Origin of the sequence: Pseudonocardia aurantiaca (assembly GCF_039526725.1) — a bacterium.
Lineage (GTDB): Bacteria > Actinomycetota > Actinomycetes > Mycobacteriales > Pseudonocardiaceae > Pseudonocardia > Pseudonocardia aurantiaca.
Map to the genome: position 1 here is coordinate 413,572 of NZ_BAAAJG010000010.1, position 16,954 is coordinate 430,525.

At 73.8% G+C, this 16,954-nt stretch carries 10 protein-coding genes; 1 reads left to right on the forward strand and 9 read right to left on the reverse strand.

The features are described from left to right. Positions 1-46 precede the first annotated feature (46 nt). From ABD143_RS17595 to ABD143_RS17620, 6 genes are all read right to left on the reverse strand, one after another. Entirely contained in the window at positions 47-451 is a 405-nt protein-coding gene (locus ABD143_RS17595; RefSeq protein ID WP_343979037.1) for a hypothetical protein, read from the reverse strand. After that, positions 448-726, reverse strand: coding sequence for a hypothetical protein (locus ABD143_RS17600; RefSeq protein ID WP_343979040.1), 279 nt, complete (start codon positions 724-726; stop codon positions 448-450). The genes ABD143_RS17595 and ABD143_RS17600 overlap by 4 nt, the downstream gene beginning before the upstream one ends. A gap of 105 nt (positions 727-831) precedes the next feature. Continuing rightward, positions 832-1,857, reverse strand: a complete 1,026-nt coding sequence (locus tag ABD143_RS17605) for an alpha/beta fold hydrolase (protein WP_343979043.1) — start codon at positions 1,855-1,857, stop codon at positions 832-834. Between the two features lie 74 nt (positions 1,858-1,931). Continuing rightward, entirely contained in the window at positions 1,932-2,213 is a 282-nt protein-coding gene (locus tag ABD143_RS17610; protein ID WP_343979046.1) for a VOC family protein, read from the reverse strand. Between the two features lie 21 nt (positions 2,214-2,234). Beyond that, the gene (locus tag ABD143_RS17615; RefSeq protein WP_343979049.1) at positions 2,235-2,471 is read right to left on the reverse strand and encodes a hypothetical protein; all 237 of its coding nucleotides are present in this window, start codon (positions 2,469-2,471) and stop codon (positions 2,235-2,237) included. Between the two features lie 68 nt (positions 2,472-2,539). Next, on the reverse strand, positions 2,540-3,298 hold the full coding sequence (locus ABD143_RS17620; RefSeq protein ID WP_343979119.1) for an FAD-dependent oxidoreductase: 759 nt from the start codon (positions 3,296-3,298) through the stop codon (positions 2,540-2,542). Here ABD143_RS17620 and ABD143_RS17625 point away from each other — a divergent pair. Then, positions 3,182-3,436, forward strand: a complete 255-nt coding sequence (locus tag ABD143_RS17625) for a hypothetical protein (protein ID WP_343979128.1) — start codon at positions 3,182-3,184, stop codon at positions 3,434-3,436. The genes ABD143_RS17620 and ABD143_RS17625 overlap by 117 nt on opposite strands. Before the next feature lie 28 nt (positions 3,437-3,464). On the opposite strand, the gene ABD143_RS17630 is transcribed toward ABD143_RS17625, so the two are convergent. The 3 genes from ABD143_RS17630 to ABD143_RS17640 form a co-directional block, all read right to left on the reverse strand. After that, entirely contained in the window at positions 3,465-3,671 is a 207-nt protein-coding gene (locus ABD143_RS17630; RefSeq protein WP_343979052.1) for a hypothetical protein, read from the reverse strand. Continuing rightward, the gene (locus ABD143_RS17635) at positions 3,671-3,919 is read right to left on the reverse strand and encodes a hypothetical protein (RefSeq protein ID WP_343979055.1); all 249 of its coding nucleotides are present in this window, start codon (positions 3,917-3,919) and stop codon (positions 3,671-3,673) included. Before ABD143_RS17635 ends, ABD143_RS17630 begins: the two co-directional genes overlap by 1 nt. Before the next feature lie 88 nt (positions 3,920-4,007). After that, a complete protein-coding gene (locus ABD143_RS17640) occupies positions 4,008-16,916 on the reverse strand; it encodes a preprotein translocase subunit SecA (protein WP_343979058.1) in 12,909 nt (4,302 codons plus the stop codon). Between the last annotated feature and the right edge of the window lie 38 nt (positions 16,917-16,954).

The following is a 16,954-nucleotide window of genomic DNA, read 5'->3' on the forward strand; positions in this document are numbered from 1 at the left end:
TCCCTGGTACCTGTTCGCTCCTCCTCGAAGATAGCAGTCCGGGACTCTATGCCCGGCGGTGGAGCGCGATGAGGGGCGTGGGCAGGCCTGAGTGCTGAGCTCGGCCGGACCCGACCTGGACCCAGGACCCACCGATCACATGGATCAGCGCCCGCTGCAGCGGGTCGAGCGGGCCGAGCTCGGCGGTCGCCAGCAGGTCGGACACCGTGGTGACAGGGGCCGCATCGAGTCGAGCACCCGCGGCGGCCAGGACGCGTGCCGCGCGCGGCTTCGGGTCCGGGCTCAGTTCCGCCGCGCGCTCGAGGAAGGAGGCGGCGGCGGACGGCCCGCCGCGGGCGAGCGCCCGGCCGGCCGAGCGCTCGAGCTCATCGGCGACCTCCTCATCGGGCCCGACCGCGGCGTGCGCCCGGTGCCAGGCTCGACGGTCGGGATCCTGGTCCGGATCGGTCACCTCGGCGAGTGCACGATGCACCTCGCGCAGCTCGGCGGCGTCGGCCGACCGCCGGCTGGCCGACCGCACCAGGGGTGGCGGAACCGGACGCGGGTCCCGAACTCGACCAGCCCCGCGGCCTCCGCCGGCGCAGCGGCCTCCAGTCCGATGCCCAGCCGATCGAGTGCGCGCCACAGCAGCGTCACGTCACCGACCAGCTCGACGGCGGCGGTGAGCAGCAGCCGGCTGGTGTCCGCGGGAAGCGCCGTGATGCGCCGCTGGAAGCCCTCCTCCACCCGGATCACCAGGGGCGTCGCGCTCTGCGTGCCGAATCCGAACGCCCAGCTCCGCCGGCGTGTATCCGTGCGGCAGCTCGAGCAGGGCGAGCGGATTGCCACGGCTCAGAGGTGGTCTGCGTCCGTGATGGCCTGCGCGAAGGCTTCCGGGGCCTCCTGTGGAACGTTGTGTCCGATTCCGGCGAAGACGCGGTGCGCGTACTTGCCCGTGAACTTGTCGCGGTAGGACATCCCGTCGGCGGCCGGGCCGTCGAAGTCACTCCCGATGGTGATCGCCGGCACGGAGATGGCCGGTGCCGTGGCCAGCTTCTGCTCCTGGACGTCGTACTGAGGCTCGCCGGGGGCCAGGCTCAGCCGCCAGCGGTAGTTGTGGATGACGATGTCGACGTGGTCCGGGTTGTCGAACGACGCCGCCGTGCGGTCATAGGTCGCGCCGTCGAAGTTCCACTGGGGTGAGACGATCTTCCAGATGAGCTCGTTGAAATCGCGCCGATTCTGGCGATAGCCGATGGCACCTCGTTCCGTCGCGAAGTAGTACTGGTACCACCAGCCGTACTCGGCGGCCGGGGGCAGCGGCTGCAGGTTCGCCTTGAGGCTCGTGATGAGGTAGCCGCTCACCGAGACGATCGACTTGCAGCGCTCCGGCCACAGCGCCGCGATGATGCCGACCGTGCGCGCACCCCAGTCGAATCCGCCGAGGACGGCCTTCTGGATCCCGAGCGCGTCCATCAGGGCGATGATGTCGAGCGCCACCGCGGCCTGCTGCGCGTTCCGCATCGTCTGCGCGGACAGGAACGTGGTCGGCCCGTAGCCGCGCAGGTACGGGACGATCACCCGGTAACCATTGGCCGCCAGCAGCGGTGCGACGTCGATGTAGCTGCCGGCGTCGTAGGGCCAGCCATGCAGGAGCAGCACCAGCTGACCGGTCGCCGGGCCGAACTCGGCATACCCGACGTTCAGCACCCCAGCGTCGATCTGCTTGATGGGGCCGAGTGTGGTGTTCTTGCCTGATCCGGCACGCAGGTTGGCCGTGGCGACGGGCGTCGGCGGGTCCTCCCTAGCGCGGGCGCCGAGCGACGTCGCCGCCACCGTCCCCGCGAGCGCCTGCGTGAATCGTCGCCTGCTGATCATCTGAAAGCTCCTATGCGAAGTCGGATCCGCTGGAACGGACCTGTCGATCAATCGGTGTCACCCAAGTTGGATGGCTACTTTCGGGCGGCGGCAAACCAGCTCTCGAAGGCGATCCCGTAGACGACGTGACTGATCCGTCCCGGCTGCCGCACGGTGACCTCCTGCAGCACGAAGCCGTTGCCGTCCGGGTCCTCGAAGGACAGGAACGAGCTGTAGGACTGCCGCTCCGGATGCGGACCGGTGACCCGGTCCTTGGTTCCGGCGTGGTGGAACACGCCCCCGGCGTCGCGGAAGAGCTCACTCACCTCGACGCCCCGCGCCACGAGTTCCTGCCGCGCCGCGACGATGTCGTCCACGACCAGGTGGATCCCCTGCGCCTAGCCCGGCGCGGCGTCGGTGACCCCGTCGCCGATGATGATCGACGCCGCCGAGCCGGGCGGGGTGAAGTGCACGACCCGGAAGCCCTCCGCGCCGGCGTAGTCGACGTCCTCCCGGAAACCGACCCTCTTGTAGAACTCCTTGGCCCGGTCCACGTCCGAGACCGGCAGCACGATGACCTCGATCTTGAGATCCACGATCGTCAGCTCCTCCCTGTGCCGGATGCCGACCGGCATCCGGCACCACCATCGGGACGTGGACCGGGTCGTCGCCCCAGGGAAGATCCCTGGCCGGTACCCGGGCGTCAGACGCGCAGTGCGTCGAACAGGGAGAACCAGATCTCACTGCGGGTGGGGAACGCCGGGACCGCGTGCCGCAACCGCCGGATCGGCACCTCCCCGACGATCGCGATCGTGGCCGCCTGCAGGAAGTCGGCGACGGCCGTTCCGGTGATGGTGACGCCGACCAGCACGTCACGATCCTCATCGATCAGGAACCGGCTGGTGCCGCGAACGCCACCAGAGAACGCCCCTCCCGCGTTCCCGTCGGTCGGCACGTCGATCACGCGCACCCGCAGGCCCGCCACCGTCGCGCTGGCCGTTGTGTGCCCCACCGCGGCGACCTGCGGCTCGGTGAAGATCACCCGGGGCGACCCGGCGCCGTCGGCGAGGTGCTCGACCGACATGTCCTGTCCCAGGATGTCGCCGGTCGCGATTGCCGCCTGGTACTTCGCCATGTGCGTGAACAGCGCCCGCCCGTTGAGGTCACCGACCACGTAGAGCCAGTCCACCGCCGGCGCCCGCATCCGCTCGTCCACCTTCACGAAGCCGTCGGTCCGCGCTCCGACGGTCTCCAGCCCGAGATCGGCCGTCTGCGGCGCCCGGCCTGCCGCGACCAGCACCTCCTCGGCGGTCAGCGAGCTGCCGTCGTCCAGGGTCACGGTCACGTGGTCACCGAGGCGCCGGACGGCGACGGCCCGCCGCCCGGCGCGGATGTCCACGCCCTGCTCGACCAGGGATTCGCGGACCTGGGCGCGCACGAAGTCCTCCTCGCGAGGCAGCAGCCCCCGAGCACCCACGACGAGGGTGAGGCGCGCCCCGAGCGACCGGTATGCGTCTACACCACGGCCGGCGGCGTCTTCTTCGTCCTGCAGGCTGTGAGCCTGGCGTGGCGGCAGCGCCGGCGGACCGTCCAGGTTTGATCGGCACATCAGCGGTAGAGAGCTGTCCTCACAGGTCCGCTCGCCATTGCCTCCAAGACGATGCGGCAGCGTGCTCGCCGACCCCGTGCTCCAGCCGCTGTTCGGCGCGGGCCGACTGGTTCCCGAAGTAGTCCCCGTACGGGACGGCCGGCAGGCCTGCGCCCACCGGGAGCGCCTCGACGCCCAGGGCCGCCAGCACCGGGTGACCGGCGAGCACACCCTCCACCGCTCGCATCAGCTCGGCTGCCAGCGGGGCGGCGTTCCGCTCCGCAGCGTCGACATAGAACCCGAGCTCGTGGCGCAGCAGCCGGGCCCACCAGTCCGCGAATGCCGGATCGCCACGATCCAGCGCTCGACCACACGCACCACCAGGGCCGGAACCATGATCACCCCGGCCGGAGCAAGCACGGGATCGCACAGGCCGAACGCGACCAGCGAGCCGCCGTCACCGAGGTCGGCCTCGGTGACGCGGACCAGTGCCACACCCTCGGACGGGCGCCCCGCGCCAGGTGCGGGAACTCCTCCCCGGACAGCGGACGGGCACCCGGCAGGACGTCCGGCAACCGAGCGATCACCTCGCCACGCGTCCGGCCGTCCAACCACCCACGGCGACCGGCCGGACACCACCGCGCATTGCCGCTCGTTCGGCGGCGTGCAGCTCGTGCAGGAGCGCAGCCGCTACCGCGGCACGCTCCTCGTCCATGGCCGGGTGCAGGTGCCCGGCGATGCGGAACCGATGTTCGTACTCGCGCAGCCGCCGGAACCAGGACTGCGCGAGGTGGCCACGGGCGACCAGCGCGTCCAGCTCGGCGAGCCGGTGGCGGAACATCACAACCACTCCGTGGGCGGCGATCGCGGCGGTGGGGTCGACCCAGCCGAATGCCCGGAACGAGCGCAACGGGTCGACCAGGCCGGCCCGCTCCAGCGCAGCAACCAGCGCAGGCTCGGCGTCCAGAACGACAACGGGGGCCTCGGCCTGCGGCGGGCCACGCGCCAGGTGCGGGAACTGCGCCGTCGACAGCGGGCGCATCGCCCCCGCCCACCGGCGGAGCACGGCCAGCACCGCGTCCCGCGCGGGACCCGGCAGGTCCTCGACCGCCAGCATCCCGCCCGAGGACGCCGGACCGTCGGTGCGCCCCTCCTCCCGCGCCTGCGCGCGCGCCGCCCGCCGCGCCTCGCGTTTCGCCTGCTTGTTCGAGATCGGGCCTTGCTCGACGCCGAGGAGCGCGACCCGCCGGTGCACGCCCTCGATCACCTCCTGGCGGATCTCCGCCGCCGTCATGGCGATCTCGTGGCGCGGCCTGCCAGGCCCCTGCGGGGAGAGCAACTCGATCGCGATCTCGCCGACGCCCCCCTGCACCCACACGGCCCGGAAGTCCGCCAGCGCGGTGCCGCGCTCGTTGCCCGTCCACACCACGAGCACGCCCTCGGCGTCCAGCCGCGCGTCGCTCACCTCACGCTCCTGGCCGAGGAACGTCCGCAGGCCCTCCTCCCGTGTGGTCGGCATCGCGTCGAACAGGTGCGCGATGTCCTTGTCGTCGGACTCCGGGGTGAACCGCTTCGGGTTGTTCTTCGCGCTCACGTAGCGGACGAACCCGTCCCGGCCGACGAGCACGTAGTCCAGCTCGATCAGAGAGCCGAGCTTGGCCCCGCCCGGCCCGGTCGCGTACACGATGACGTTCCGCAGCAGGGTCTCCCCGCGCTCGCGGCCCAACGCGGCCATCATCGGCGCGCCGAACTCCTCGACGACCGGCCCGATGAGCTTGCCGAACCACGGCGCGCGCACCGTGTAGCCCTCGGGGTCGGCGAGGAAGGCCAGCCGCTCGGCAGCCCGCTTCGTGAAGAACTTGCCCTTCTCGATGATCAGCCGGTCGATGATCGCGCGCCGCTCGTGCACGGGCGGCGGGGCTCCGACGCTGAACGGGCCGGTGCGCTCGCCCGCGCGGACCGGCGGGGCGCGCGGGGCGATCGGCAGCGCCACCCCGGGCGGCCCGGTGCGCTGAGCTGCGGGCATGGTGCGCGGCGCGAACGGCGCGGCCGGAGCGGCCACCGGCTGCACCGGGGCGAGCCCGTCCGTCGCGGAGCTCGCGCTCTGGTCATCGGTGCCCGCGCGGAGCGGTGGACCCCGCGGGGCGTACGGGAGCGTGATCCCGGGCGGCCCGAGCCGCCTGGTCCCCTCGGTCCGGAACGGCCGGATCAGTGCCTCGGGACCGGGCACGACCTGCACCGGCGCCAGGCCGTCGACGCGCAGCCAGCGGCCCTTGGCCTTGACCGAGGCCCCGTGCGGGCCCGGCCGCATCACCTGCACGGTGCCGGTGGGGCCGACCACCGGTAGCCCGGTGCGCATGGACAGGCCGCGCAGGAGGTTCTCCGGGTCGGCGGCTGCCGCGCACGCGCAGAGCACCACGTCGGCGGCTGGGGCGGCCAGCCCGCGCCCGGACAGCACCAGCCGGTCGAGCAGCCCGGCGAGCTGCTCGGTGCTCAGGCGCACGTCGACCTCGCCGAGCGGGTAGTAGGCGCCGGCCGCGTCGGCGTGGACGACCACGACGATCTCGTCGGCACCCACCCGCAGCTCCAGGGCGACCCCGCGGAGTTCCTCACCCGTCGGGACCAGCACGACCCCGGCGCCGTCCGGGTTCACGATGGCCTCGGACTCGATGAGCGCCAGGTCGGCCTCGGTGGCCGGGCGCTGCGCCCGCTCGGGGGCCGCGACCGGCGCGGGCTCGGGCATGGCAAGGGCGTCGTCAGTCAGCAGCCCGGCCGCGTCGGCGTGCCGCCGGACGGCGATCGCCACGACGTCGCGAACCTGGTCCAGCGTCAGCTCGATCCGGTGGTCGTACCAGTCGGCATCCCACGTGATGAGCAGCTCGATCGGCACCCGCTCGATCGGCACGGTCGACGGGATCCGGAACATCTCGCGGAACTGCGCGAGCGACGCCGAGTACTGCCGCCCGCCTTCCTCCCAGCGCACCACGACCTTGGCGACCGCGGAGGAATCGCGGTTGAAGTAAGGGCTGTCGTCCAGGTAGCGGCGCAGCGCGCCGCGATCGGTGCCGTCCGGAACGTCGCGGAACAGCTTCGCCAGCTTGTCGCGGTCCTTACCCTTCTTGAACAACGACAGATTCGCCTTGGCGCTGACGTAGCGGGTCAGCCGGCCGTCGTGGGTGACCATCAGGAAGTCGAGCTCGTCGAAGTTGCCGAAGCCCCTGCCCTGCTCCGGCATCATCTCGATCCAGACGTTCGCGAGAACCCGCTCCCCGTTGGCTCGCGCCTGCGCCTCCAGGACCGGCCGGCCCAGCTCCTCGACGACCTTGCCGACGATCGAGCCGGTCCAGTCCCCGGTGCGCACGTAGTCCCGCGGCGCCGCCAGGAACGCCCTGGCCCAGCCCGTGCGCTCCCTCATCACGTGGGCGTTGAGATCGACCAGCCGGTCGACGAACGCCCACTGCTCGGCGGTCAGCCGCTGCTCGAGGTCGCCTCCGGTGCCCGCGCGGACCGGCGGGGCCCGCGGGGCGATCGGCAGCGCCACCCCGGGCGGCCCCAACCGCCGGGTGCCGGGCGTGGTTCGGGGAGCCACGAGTGCCTGTGGGCCCGGGACGTACTGCACCGTGCCGGTCGCGTCGACCTGCAGCCAACTGCCCGACGCCGTCATCCGGGCGCCACGCCGGCCCGGCCGATGCACCAGCACCTCACCGGCCTGAACCACAACCGTGCGACCGGCGCGCGCCGACAGTTCCTGGATGCGCCGGGTCGGTGCGGCCCCGATCGAGCACGCACACACCGTCAGTTGCGTCCGGTCGGGGGCGGGCGGCAGCAGCTGCGCGAGCAGGTCCCCGACCTGGGCGCCCGACACCCGGATGTCGGCCTCTTGCGCCGGGTAGATGAACCCGTCGCGGTCGCCGTGCATGACCAGCACGACCTCACCGGACCCGACCCGCAGCTCCAGCCCGAACGCGCGGAGCCGGTCACCCGGCGGGACCAGCACCACACCCAGCCCGTCAGGGTGGACGATCGCCTCCCCGCGGATGCGGTTCAGGTCCGCGCGGGTCGCCGGGCGCTGCGGGCGCTGGGCCGGGGGCCCCCGGATCCGCCGGGCCCGCCAGGTATCGCTCTTCGACAGGCCCAGCAGCAGCCCGGTGCCGCCCGCGAGCCCGAGCACGACGACGGGCCAGCTCGCGGGGATCAGCCCGATCACGCCGAACGCGACGAGGCCGCCCGCGAGCCAGGCGCTGGCCCAGGCGCCCTTGCGCGGTGCGATCCGGCCCAGCCCGAGCTCGACGACCACCCCAAGCTTGGTCAGATAGCCAGTCGCATAGGTGAGCACCACCGCCGGCACCACCGACAGCCACTCGTGCTCGAGCAGCAGCTGCCAGGTCAGCAGGGCGTTGGCCACCGTGATGATCGGCATCCCGAGCAGGTGCACCAGCTTGCGCGAGATCGGGTGGTGCCCGGCCACGTCCTTGCCCGCGAACCCGGTGACCACCGAGGCGATCGCGGGCAGGAAGAACAGCACGTCGGTGACCGCGTAGACGGCGTTCACCCAGAACTCCAGCGTGCTGGTCGCCGCGGCGGCCTGCTGCCAGTGCCAGGAGAAGTGCAGCGCGTAGGTCGCGGCGAGGACGGTGTTGACCGTCCGGCCGAGGAACCCGGCGTCGGCGGAGATCGACGGGTAGGACTGGTACTGGGTGCCCGAGTAGACGCCGACCTTGTCCAGCAGCACCGAGAACGCGGTCAGCGCCTGGTCCCGCGCCAACTGGATCTGCGCGGCGGTGGCGGTGCCACTGCGGGTGATCGCGTCCCACTCCTCGCCGATCCGCTGGACCTCGGCCTGGTACCCCTTGGTGGTCTTGTCCAGGAGGGCGAGGCGGGCCCGGCCGGTCCCGGACAGCACCGCGTACTTGCGGGTCTTGGCGATCAGCACGTCGATCGTGTTCGGGTCGAACTGGCCGCGCTCCAGGAACGACTCGATCATCACCCGCATCTGGTGCGAGTACGCCGTGCGGTAGAGCATCAGCGCCCCGCGCAGCGCGAACGCCGCGTAGCTCACCGTCGCGGTGACCTGCAGCAGCGGGGCACCGACGGCGATCACCACGCCGACGACCGCGGCGCCGATCGCCGTCCTGATCAGGAACCGCTTGCGCTGCAGGGCCATCGAGCGGTCGGCCGCGTCCTGGGCCAGCTGCGTGCGCTGCACCTCATCCAGCACCCCACGCGTGGTCGCGCTGTCGTCGAGCGCCCGGCCGGCCTGGTCGGCGGCCACCAGCGCGTCCACGGTGAAGGGCGCGCCGCCGGCGTCGACCAGGCCCAGCCCGGCAGTGTCGTGGGCCCGGTCGAGCCCGCGGCCCTCCAGGCGCTGCGCCGCACGCCGGGTTCGGGCCCGCTGGTGGTCCTCCACCGAGGCCTGCAGCGACGCGAGCACCAGCTTCCAGGTGATCAGCCTGGCGGCGCCGGCCACCTTCTCGGTGACCGCGTTGTGCCAGCGCAGCAGGTTGCGCGCCTGCGCGGTCGCCTCGTCGGCGGGGTTGCGCCAGTCACCCGGGCCGACGACCGGCACCGCGGAGTCGGGCCGGGCCAGCGCCGCCTCGTCGCGCTCGAGCGCGTAGCGCAGCATCCACCGCTCGATCACCGCGCGGTGCTCGGGGCCGGCCTCGGCCAGCACCTCGTCCCACAAGCCGGACCGCAGCTGGACGTAGGCCCACTGCTGCACGTCGCGGCGCGCGGCGGCCAGCAGCCGCTCCAGGTTGGCGTGCCGGATGTTCGACCAGGCCCGGACCCCCACCTCGTTGCGGACCCGGTCGAGCACCGGGTCGAGGTCGTAGATCTGGCGGAAGTACTGCGCGAGCGACTCGGGCTTCACGGAGTCGGTGCCGTAGATGATCCGGTCGCTGTGGTGGCGGACCAGGTCGATGAACGCGTCGGTGATCTCCCGGGTGCTGCGCAGGTGGCGCGCCACCTCGTTCCAGGAGATGTCGGTCGACACGTGGCGCAGACCCGGGTCGGACAGGATCCGCCGCCACATCCGGACGTAGCCCGGGGTGGGATCAGTGAACTTGCCCATCCCCATGTGCGCCAAGATCACCTTCGCGCCCGGGTACTGGCGCAGCAGCGACAGCAGCGGCATCCCGTACCGGCCGTCCGGACGCTCCGCCCCGTAGCGGAAGTCCTCCAGGATGCGGGCGAGCCCGAAGTCGTTGTGCACGACGATCAGGTGGCCCTGCTCCTGCACCGCCTCGAACAGCTCCCGCAAGTGCGGGTTGTAGACGTCGAGGCGGCGCAGCTCCTTGGCCGGCAGCAGCGCCCGGGCCGCGTCGCCGCGGCCTGCGGCGTCCAGCAGTGACCGGACCGCGTCGACGTGGCCCAGCAGCACCGGCAGCAGCTGCGCGGGATCGCGCTCGGCACCGCCGGTGACCATCGCCCGCAGCGCGTCCGGGAGGTCGGTAGCGGCGAGCCTGCCGTCGGAGACGGCCGCGCGGAGCAGCCCGGCGGCCGCGACCAGGCGGTCGATCTGGCCCCGCCACACCGGGTTGACCGCGTGGATCGCCTGCGGGCCCAACATCCGGGTGACCGCTTCCTTGGCGATCGTGGTCTCGCCGATCATCCCGGCCACGTCCGGGTTGAGCAGGGTGAACAGCCGCAGGTAGACCAGCGCGCCGCGGATGTCCATCCGCGCCCCGGTGGAGCCCACCACGGCCCGCCACCGCAGCTCCGGGGCAAGGTGCCGGACCTCGTAGGCCAGCCGGACGTCGGAGAACACGCCCCACATCTGCAGCATCGGCGTCTTCGCCCACAGCGCCACGTTCAGCACGCTGTTGACCAGGTAGTAGAACGTCGCCCCCAGCGGGGCGAAGCCCTTGCCGTGCTGCGGGATGAAGTGGAACGTCACCACGCCCTGGTGACCGGCGGCGCGGAGCCACTCCAGCAATCCGGCCACCCGCGGCGGGCGGGAGTGGTCGTAGCCCGCCGGGTGGAAGTGCCCGTCGGACAGGTCGTAGTGCGCCGTCCGGTTGCGTCCGACCAGCGTGAACGAGCCGTCGTCGCCGACCATCACCACGAACCGGCCGGTGTCGCCCAGCTGCTCGCGCAGCCAGCCCACCGTCACCACGCCGCCGTCCGGCAGGCCGTACTCGGCGCCGCGGTTGAACCAGCGCATCAGCCGGCTGTTCACCGCGTCGACCACGGGGAAGCGCTCGGGGTCGCCGCGCCACGGACCGGTCAGCATCGAGACCGTGTCCCCGGCCAGCCCGGTCACCCGGGTGAGCAGCGTGTGCTGCATCCCGGCGGCGCTCGCCGCCCGCACCGCGCGCGCCAGCTTCGCGGCCAGGTCGGCCTCCACCCGCCGGCGCGTCTCCAGCGCCGTGATCAGCTGCTCGTTCGACTGCGCCAGCTGCGCGGCCAGCTCGGCGGGCACGGCAGCGGCGGAGCCGTCCACGACCGCCCGCAGCCCGCCGGCCTGCTCCTCGAACCGGGCTCGCAGCTCGCGGTTCTCCGCGAGGGCCTCCTGCAGCCGGCCGTCCGCCTCGGCGAGCCGCACCCGCGACTCCTCCTGGGCGACGAGTGCCGTGCGCAGCGCGCGACCGGCGCCGAACCGGCGCAGCCCCTTGAGTGACGGAGGACCGCGGATCGGGTTGGCCTCGGTCGTGCTGCGCACCGCGGGCGCGGTTGCCGGCCGCCCGGTCCCCGCCGCGACAGGCGCCGAACCCGACGGGCCCTCGGCCGGGACACCGACCGCACCCGAGGTGCCGCCGCCACCCGAACCGCCACCCGCCGCGGCAACCTGGCCGACCCGCCGCGCGGCCCGCGACGACACCGGGCCGCCACCGATCGCGGCCAGCTGCGCCAGTGCATGCCGCACAGCGGCCTCCCGGGCGCCGGGGACGGCCGCGATCCCGGCCTGCTCGGCGGCGATCGCCTGGGCCAACTGCCGCTCCGCGTTACCCAGCGCCCGCCGCAGGCTCGCGATCTTGGCGCGCACCACCCCCGCGTCGGTGCGGAAGCCCTGGAACCGGTCCGCCTCCCCGCCCACCGCGGCCGGCGTGTCCGGCCAGATCCCCGGATCGTGTCCCATCGAGTCGACGAGCGCGCGCGGCACACCCAGCACCGTCGCGACCGCCGCCCGGTACCGAGGACCGCGCACCGTCCCGTCCGGCGGGTTGAGCAGCCACCGGATGCTCTCCCGCACCGCACGGCCGAGCTGGGCCTCGTAGTCGGACACCAGCGCGCGGAGCTCCACCACCTGCTGCCGCGCCGCCGTCACCGCGCCACCCGCGGCCTCGACGTTCGCTCGCAGCTCGCGCATCACCCGGACCCGAGCCGCTACCCGCCCCGGGAACCCGCCACGACCCGCCAGCCCGGCATCGGCCAGCAGCCCGGCGACGAGCGCACCACGCTGCCGCACACCGCGGACCACGTCCGGCAGGAACCGCACCACGGCGCTGCCGATGATCGCTCCACCCATCGCCGTCGCCACGACGGCCGGGCCAACACCGATCTGCACCAGACCGGTGGTCAGCACCACGAACGTGCCGACGAGAGTGGAGGAGACCGGCGGCGGCCCGCGGCTCTCCCGGAGATACCGGTAGGTCCCGACGGCCACCGAGACCACCGCAGCCACCGCCGCCCCTGCCGCCAGCGCCGCCGGGGTCACCCAACCCAGCAGCGCGAACGCCCCACCCGCCAGCCCGCCCGTCGCCGCCGTGACGAGGGCGGTGCGCAGCCAGCCCCGGCCGGCGTCCCGCGGGCCGGGCTGCTGCGCCGTGGGTCCGGTGCGGTGCACGTATCCGACCGGCTTGCGGCTTACCGTGCGCTCTCTGTAGCGGAACCCGTTGACGCCGTTCTGCTTGATGCGCTCCGCCACCGCGTCCCGCAGAGCCTGGGGCATCCACCACGGCAAGCCCGCCATGACCGCGGCCATCGTGCGCCGCTGCTGGCCGCCCATCGCCCGCAGCACCAGCGCCTCCAGCGAACCCGCCGCGAAGCCGGCGCCCGCCGGCGCCGCCGCGCGCGTCGGACCCGGAGTCGACCCGGGCTCGTCCGTCAGATCCCGCAGCGCCTCGCGGAACCGCTGCTTGGTGCCCCTGCTCCAGTCCAGCCCGTGCTGCGCGGCGAACCGGCTGATCGCTTGTGCGGGGCTGACGTCCCGACCGACGGCGAGCAGGCCGCGCAGTTGCTCGGCGCTCAGCTCGCCGCGGACGGCGAGGTCATGGATGTCGTTCACGACCTGCTCGGGGGCACTGCTGCCCAGCAGCCGCTCCAGCTGGGCGCGCAGCGCCGGGTCGTCGATCGCCTCGACCCGCTGGGCCGGGTCGAGGGTGGTGAGCAGCCCCTCGACCCCACCCCGCTGCTTCTGGATGGCCTCGACGGCTGCCCCCGCGGGCCGGGTGCGCACCAGGCCCGCCAGCCTCGCCAGCGCCCCCGTGTACTCGCGGACCTCGAAGCCATCCGGCGGCCGCTTGGTGTCGGCGACGCGCTGGAGGGCGGCGGCGGCCTGGTGGGCCGCGACCGCGGCGTGCTCGGCGGCGCCCCAGCCATGCTCGGCGAACCGTCCGATGATCAGCGCTCCGCTCGCGATCTCCTGCAGCGTCGCGACTGCCCTGGCGTAGTCGCCCGCGTCGATCTGCTCGTCGACGCGGGCCACCGCCTCGTCCGACACGCCGAGCTGCGTCGCCGCGCCGCGGTCCGCCTGCGCCGTAGCGCGCGCGACGGGCTCCGCAGCGAGATCCACGGCGTTCGGTTCGGTCAGCGCCTGGTAATCGCGCAATGCCAGCGTCAGGTCGTTCTCGACCCGGCACACCGCCGCGCAGGCGTCGGTCACGCGCGCGGCACGAGCACCCCTCGCGAACCTCGTTGCGGCGGCGGCGAGCTCCTGCCGGGCTGTTGCCACGTCGCGCTCCAGCCCCCGGATCCGCCCGACGGCGTCGTCGATCGCGGCGTCGAGGCCTCGTACCGGGCCGCTGGCGGCCGGCCGGGCAGCGCCCGCGGCATCGGTCTGCCGGGTGATGCCGGGGAGCTCGGCGTCACGGCCGCGCACGGCGTTCGCGAGCTGCCGCTCCTGGGCCTTCGTCGCCCGCGCGACCGCCCGGCTCACCAGGTCGGCGACCGCCGCTTCCGGCAGGCGGCCCCGCTGCCGGGCGAAGTCCTGCTTCAGCCGGGCAAGCGCTGCCGGGTTGGCGTGCTGCGCCAGGATCGGGTCGTCGAGGGAGATCACCTCGCCCGCGGACCCCGGCTCGCTCTGGCGCGCGGCCCGCCCGAACGCCTGTTGGGTGGCCCGCCTCGACTCGAACAGGCTCGCGACCGTGACCCGCAGCCCGCCGGCCTCGATCACCGCACGCTGCGCCCTCGGGTACGCGCGGCCGCCGCCGAGCAGGATGTCCGTGCCACGGCCCATGATGTTGGTGGCCACGGTCACCGCGTGCGGTCGGCCGGCCGCGGCGATCACCGCATCCTCGAAGCCGATGCGCTGGTCCAGAGCGTTGAGCACCTGCACCGCCACACCGCGCTCGTCCAGGATCGCGGCGAACACCTCGGACTCGGCAGCAGTCCGGAAGATCATTAGCTCGGAAGCGGGGCTGGCCTTGCGCGCGACCACCCCGTCGGCGAGCGCGTTCAGCCAGGCCTCCGTGGAGGCGTACACCTCGAGCGGCCGTTCCTCCAGCCGCCGCGCCTTGTTCGTCGGGACCTGCTTCACGTTCATCCGGTAGAGGCTGCGGAACAGCGGACGGGCCTCCGCCCCGGTGCCCGTCATCCCCGCCAGGTCGCGGTAGTTCCGCAGGAGCTCCTGCACGGTGACCTGCGCGATGGTCCGCTGCGGCCGTCCGATCGGCAGCCGGTGCTTTGCCTCGATCGCCTCGTGCAGGCCCTGGCTCCAGCGCTGGCCGTCCAGCGCCCGACCGTTCGGGTTGTCCAGGATCTCCACCCTGGCGCGGTCCGCGATCTTGTAGTGGACGTTCTGCTGGAGCAGCTCGGCCCGCTTTGCGTTCACCAGATCCGTGCGCTGCTGCTCGGACAGCGGGTGCCCGAGGCGGTCGCCGATCCGCTTCGCCTGCTTGGCGCTGATCGTCACCGACTCGCCGGCGACGGCGCGCACCTCGTCGGCGCGCAACCCTGCGGCCACGTCGCGTGCCCAGGTCAGCTCGGCGTACCGCGCCCGGCCCTGCAGCGCCTCCGCGAGGCGGTGCGGGGTGCCGCCCCAGTCGAGCAGGATCATGTCGGCCTCATCGACCAGGGCGTAGTCGTGCCGCCGCTGCAGCCGGGCGCCGCCGGCCCGCTGCCCGTCGTCGAGCAGGTCGAACAGGAAGTCACTCGCCGACCCGATGGTGACGTCGGCCCGGTAGGCCGCCTGGCGCGCGTGCGCCGGCTCGCCGTGCCCGCGCAGGCGTCCGACATCGAGGCCCAGCCGCTCCGCCACCGGGCGATAGGCCGCCGCGGCGTCCTTGGCCAGCTGGGTGCTGCTGGTCAACACGTGCACCCCGCCGCCGCGGTGCTGGTAGGCGCGCTTCAGCGTCGGGAGCATGCCGGTGACGGTCTTGCCCTCGCCGGTGAGCATCTCCACGACGGTGCCGCGCAGCCGGCCCCGCAGCGTCAGGAACCCGAGCGCACCGCTCGCTCCTCGGTCCAGCGCGATCGCACCGGCCAGCTGCACGTCGTGCAGCCGGACCTCGAGCGACAGCCGGATCTCCTCGGCGATCAGCGCGAAGTACTCGCTCCTCGTGAGCGTCTGCCCGCCGAGCGCCCGCTCACGCAGTGCCGTGTACGCGTCGTCATCGAGCCGGGACCACACCTCCTTGATCTGGTTGATCTGCTTGCGCACGCCACCCCGGAGGGCGCGCTCGTTCGACACTGCGTGCTGGGCCTCCCGCACGCGCTCGCGCGCAGAAGTGATCGCAGGGTCGTCAGTCAGCATCCGGTCGCGGGCGTCGAGCAGCTCGCTCCGGTAGCCCCGGTCGGCCGTCTGCCGGACGGCCGCGTCCAGCCGCTCCAGGCGGGCGTCGCGGGCCTGCTCGGCCTCGGCCAGCTGCTTCCTGGCCTCGGCGAGCTGCGCCTTCAACGCGCCCCGGTTCGGCGCCTCCGCTCCCGTAGGCCGCGCCGGCGGCTCACCGGCCGTCCGCGCGCCCTTGCCGAGCGGTCGAGTGTTGTCGATCTCCGCGTGCGGGGGATCGCCGCTGCGCACCTTGCCGTCGTGCTTACGCGTGCCGGCCGGCGCTGACGGCTGGGGCCGAGCACCGCCGCCCGCCTCGTCACCGCGCGGCGGGCGCGGTCCGGCTCCGGGGTCGCCGGGCGGCCCGCCGGCCCCGCCGGACGTGTTCTTCTGCGGGCGCGCGCCGCCGGCCGACGACCCCGCGGGCATCCCGTCCGGCTGCTGCTGGCCGGGTGCAGGCCCGGGCGGGCTCGATGGCGCGTCGCCGCCGTCGCCTGTGCCGTCGCGGTCGGGGCGCTGCACCCGGCCCGTCCCGTCGCGGTCGTACACGACCTCGGCGCGTGGACCGGTTCCGGCGGCCGCCCGGTCGCCTGCGTCCGCGCGGAGGGCATCGCGGATCTGGTTCTTGCGCACCCCCAGCTCGCGCGCGAGCGAGGCAAGGGTCACCGGTCCATCGCCGCGGGCGGACAGTGCCGCGTCGATCTGCTCTGCGAGGGCCTGCTGCGCAGGCGTCCCGCGGACAGGCCCCCTGCCCGGCCGGGGAGCGCTGTCCGGCAGCGCGGCGAACGGGTCCGGTCGCTGCACCCAGACCGTGCCGTTGCCGTCCCGTACGACCTGTGTCCGCATCCCGGCGCCCGCGTCGCCCCGCGCCACCGCGTCCTGGTTCAGGGCGGTCCGGATCGCGGACTTCTTGACGCCGAGCTCGCGGGCCAGCGACGCGACCGTCATCGGGGCGTCGCCGTTGTCCGCCAGCCGCGCGTCGATCTCGTCGGCCAGGAAGCGGTCGAACCGCGCCGCCGCCGTCTCGCCACCCTCGGGCCGGACCACCGCTGGGGCCCCGCTGCGGTCCCGTGCGAGGCCGATCCGGGGACCGGAGCCCACGCCGGCCCCCTCCGCCAACTCCCGGCTCAGGGCGCCGCGCACAGCACGCTTGCTGACCCCCAGCTCACGGGCGATCGACGCGACCGTCTGCGCAGTGTTGCCGCGCAGCTCCAGCAGGACGTCGATCTCCTCCGCGAGCTGCCGCTCGCGCGCGGCCGTGCCGCCCTGGCGGGCCGCGACGGCGACCCTGCGCTGCTCCACCATCTGCAGCGAGCGCTCCAGCCGGTCCAGCCGTGCGGCGCGCACCGGGTCGCCCGCCTTGCCGCCCGCCTTGATCCGCGCGGCGCGGGCGGTGTAGGCGTCGCGCACCACCTGGTCGGCGGCCGCCCGGCTGGCACCGATCTCCCGGTACGCGGCGCCCTCGCCGCGTTTGCCGAACAGGCCGTAGCGGGTGGTGGCGCGGCCCCAGTCGGCCGCCCGCCCGAGCCGGCCGGCGGCCCCGTCCAGCGCGCTCGAGGTCCGCATCCAGGCGCCGGCCGTGGACCGCCCGGTGAGGCTCCCGA

Excerpts from the sequence above, each read along its gene's own strand:
- ABD143_RS17605 (WP_343979043.1), bottom strand. The coding sequence starts at position 1,857 with ATGATCAGCAGGCGACGATTCACGCAGGCGCTCGCGGGGACGGTGGCG.
- ABD143_RS17615 (WP_343979049.1), bottom strand. The coding sequence starts at position 2,471 with ATGCCGGTCGGCATCCGGCACAGGGAGGAGCTGACGATCGTGGATCTC.
- ABD143_RS17630 (WP_343979052.1), bottom strand. The coding sequence starts at position 3,671 with ATGCGAGCGGTGGAGGGTGTGCTCGCCGGTCACCCGGTGCTGGCGGCC.
- ABD143_RS17640 (WP_343979058.1), bottom strand. The coding sequence starts at position 16,916 with ATGCGGACCTCGAGCGCGCTGGACGGGGCCGCCGGCCGGCTCGGGCGG.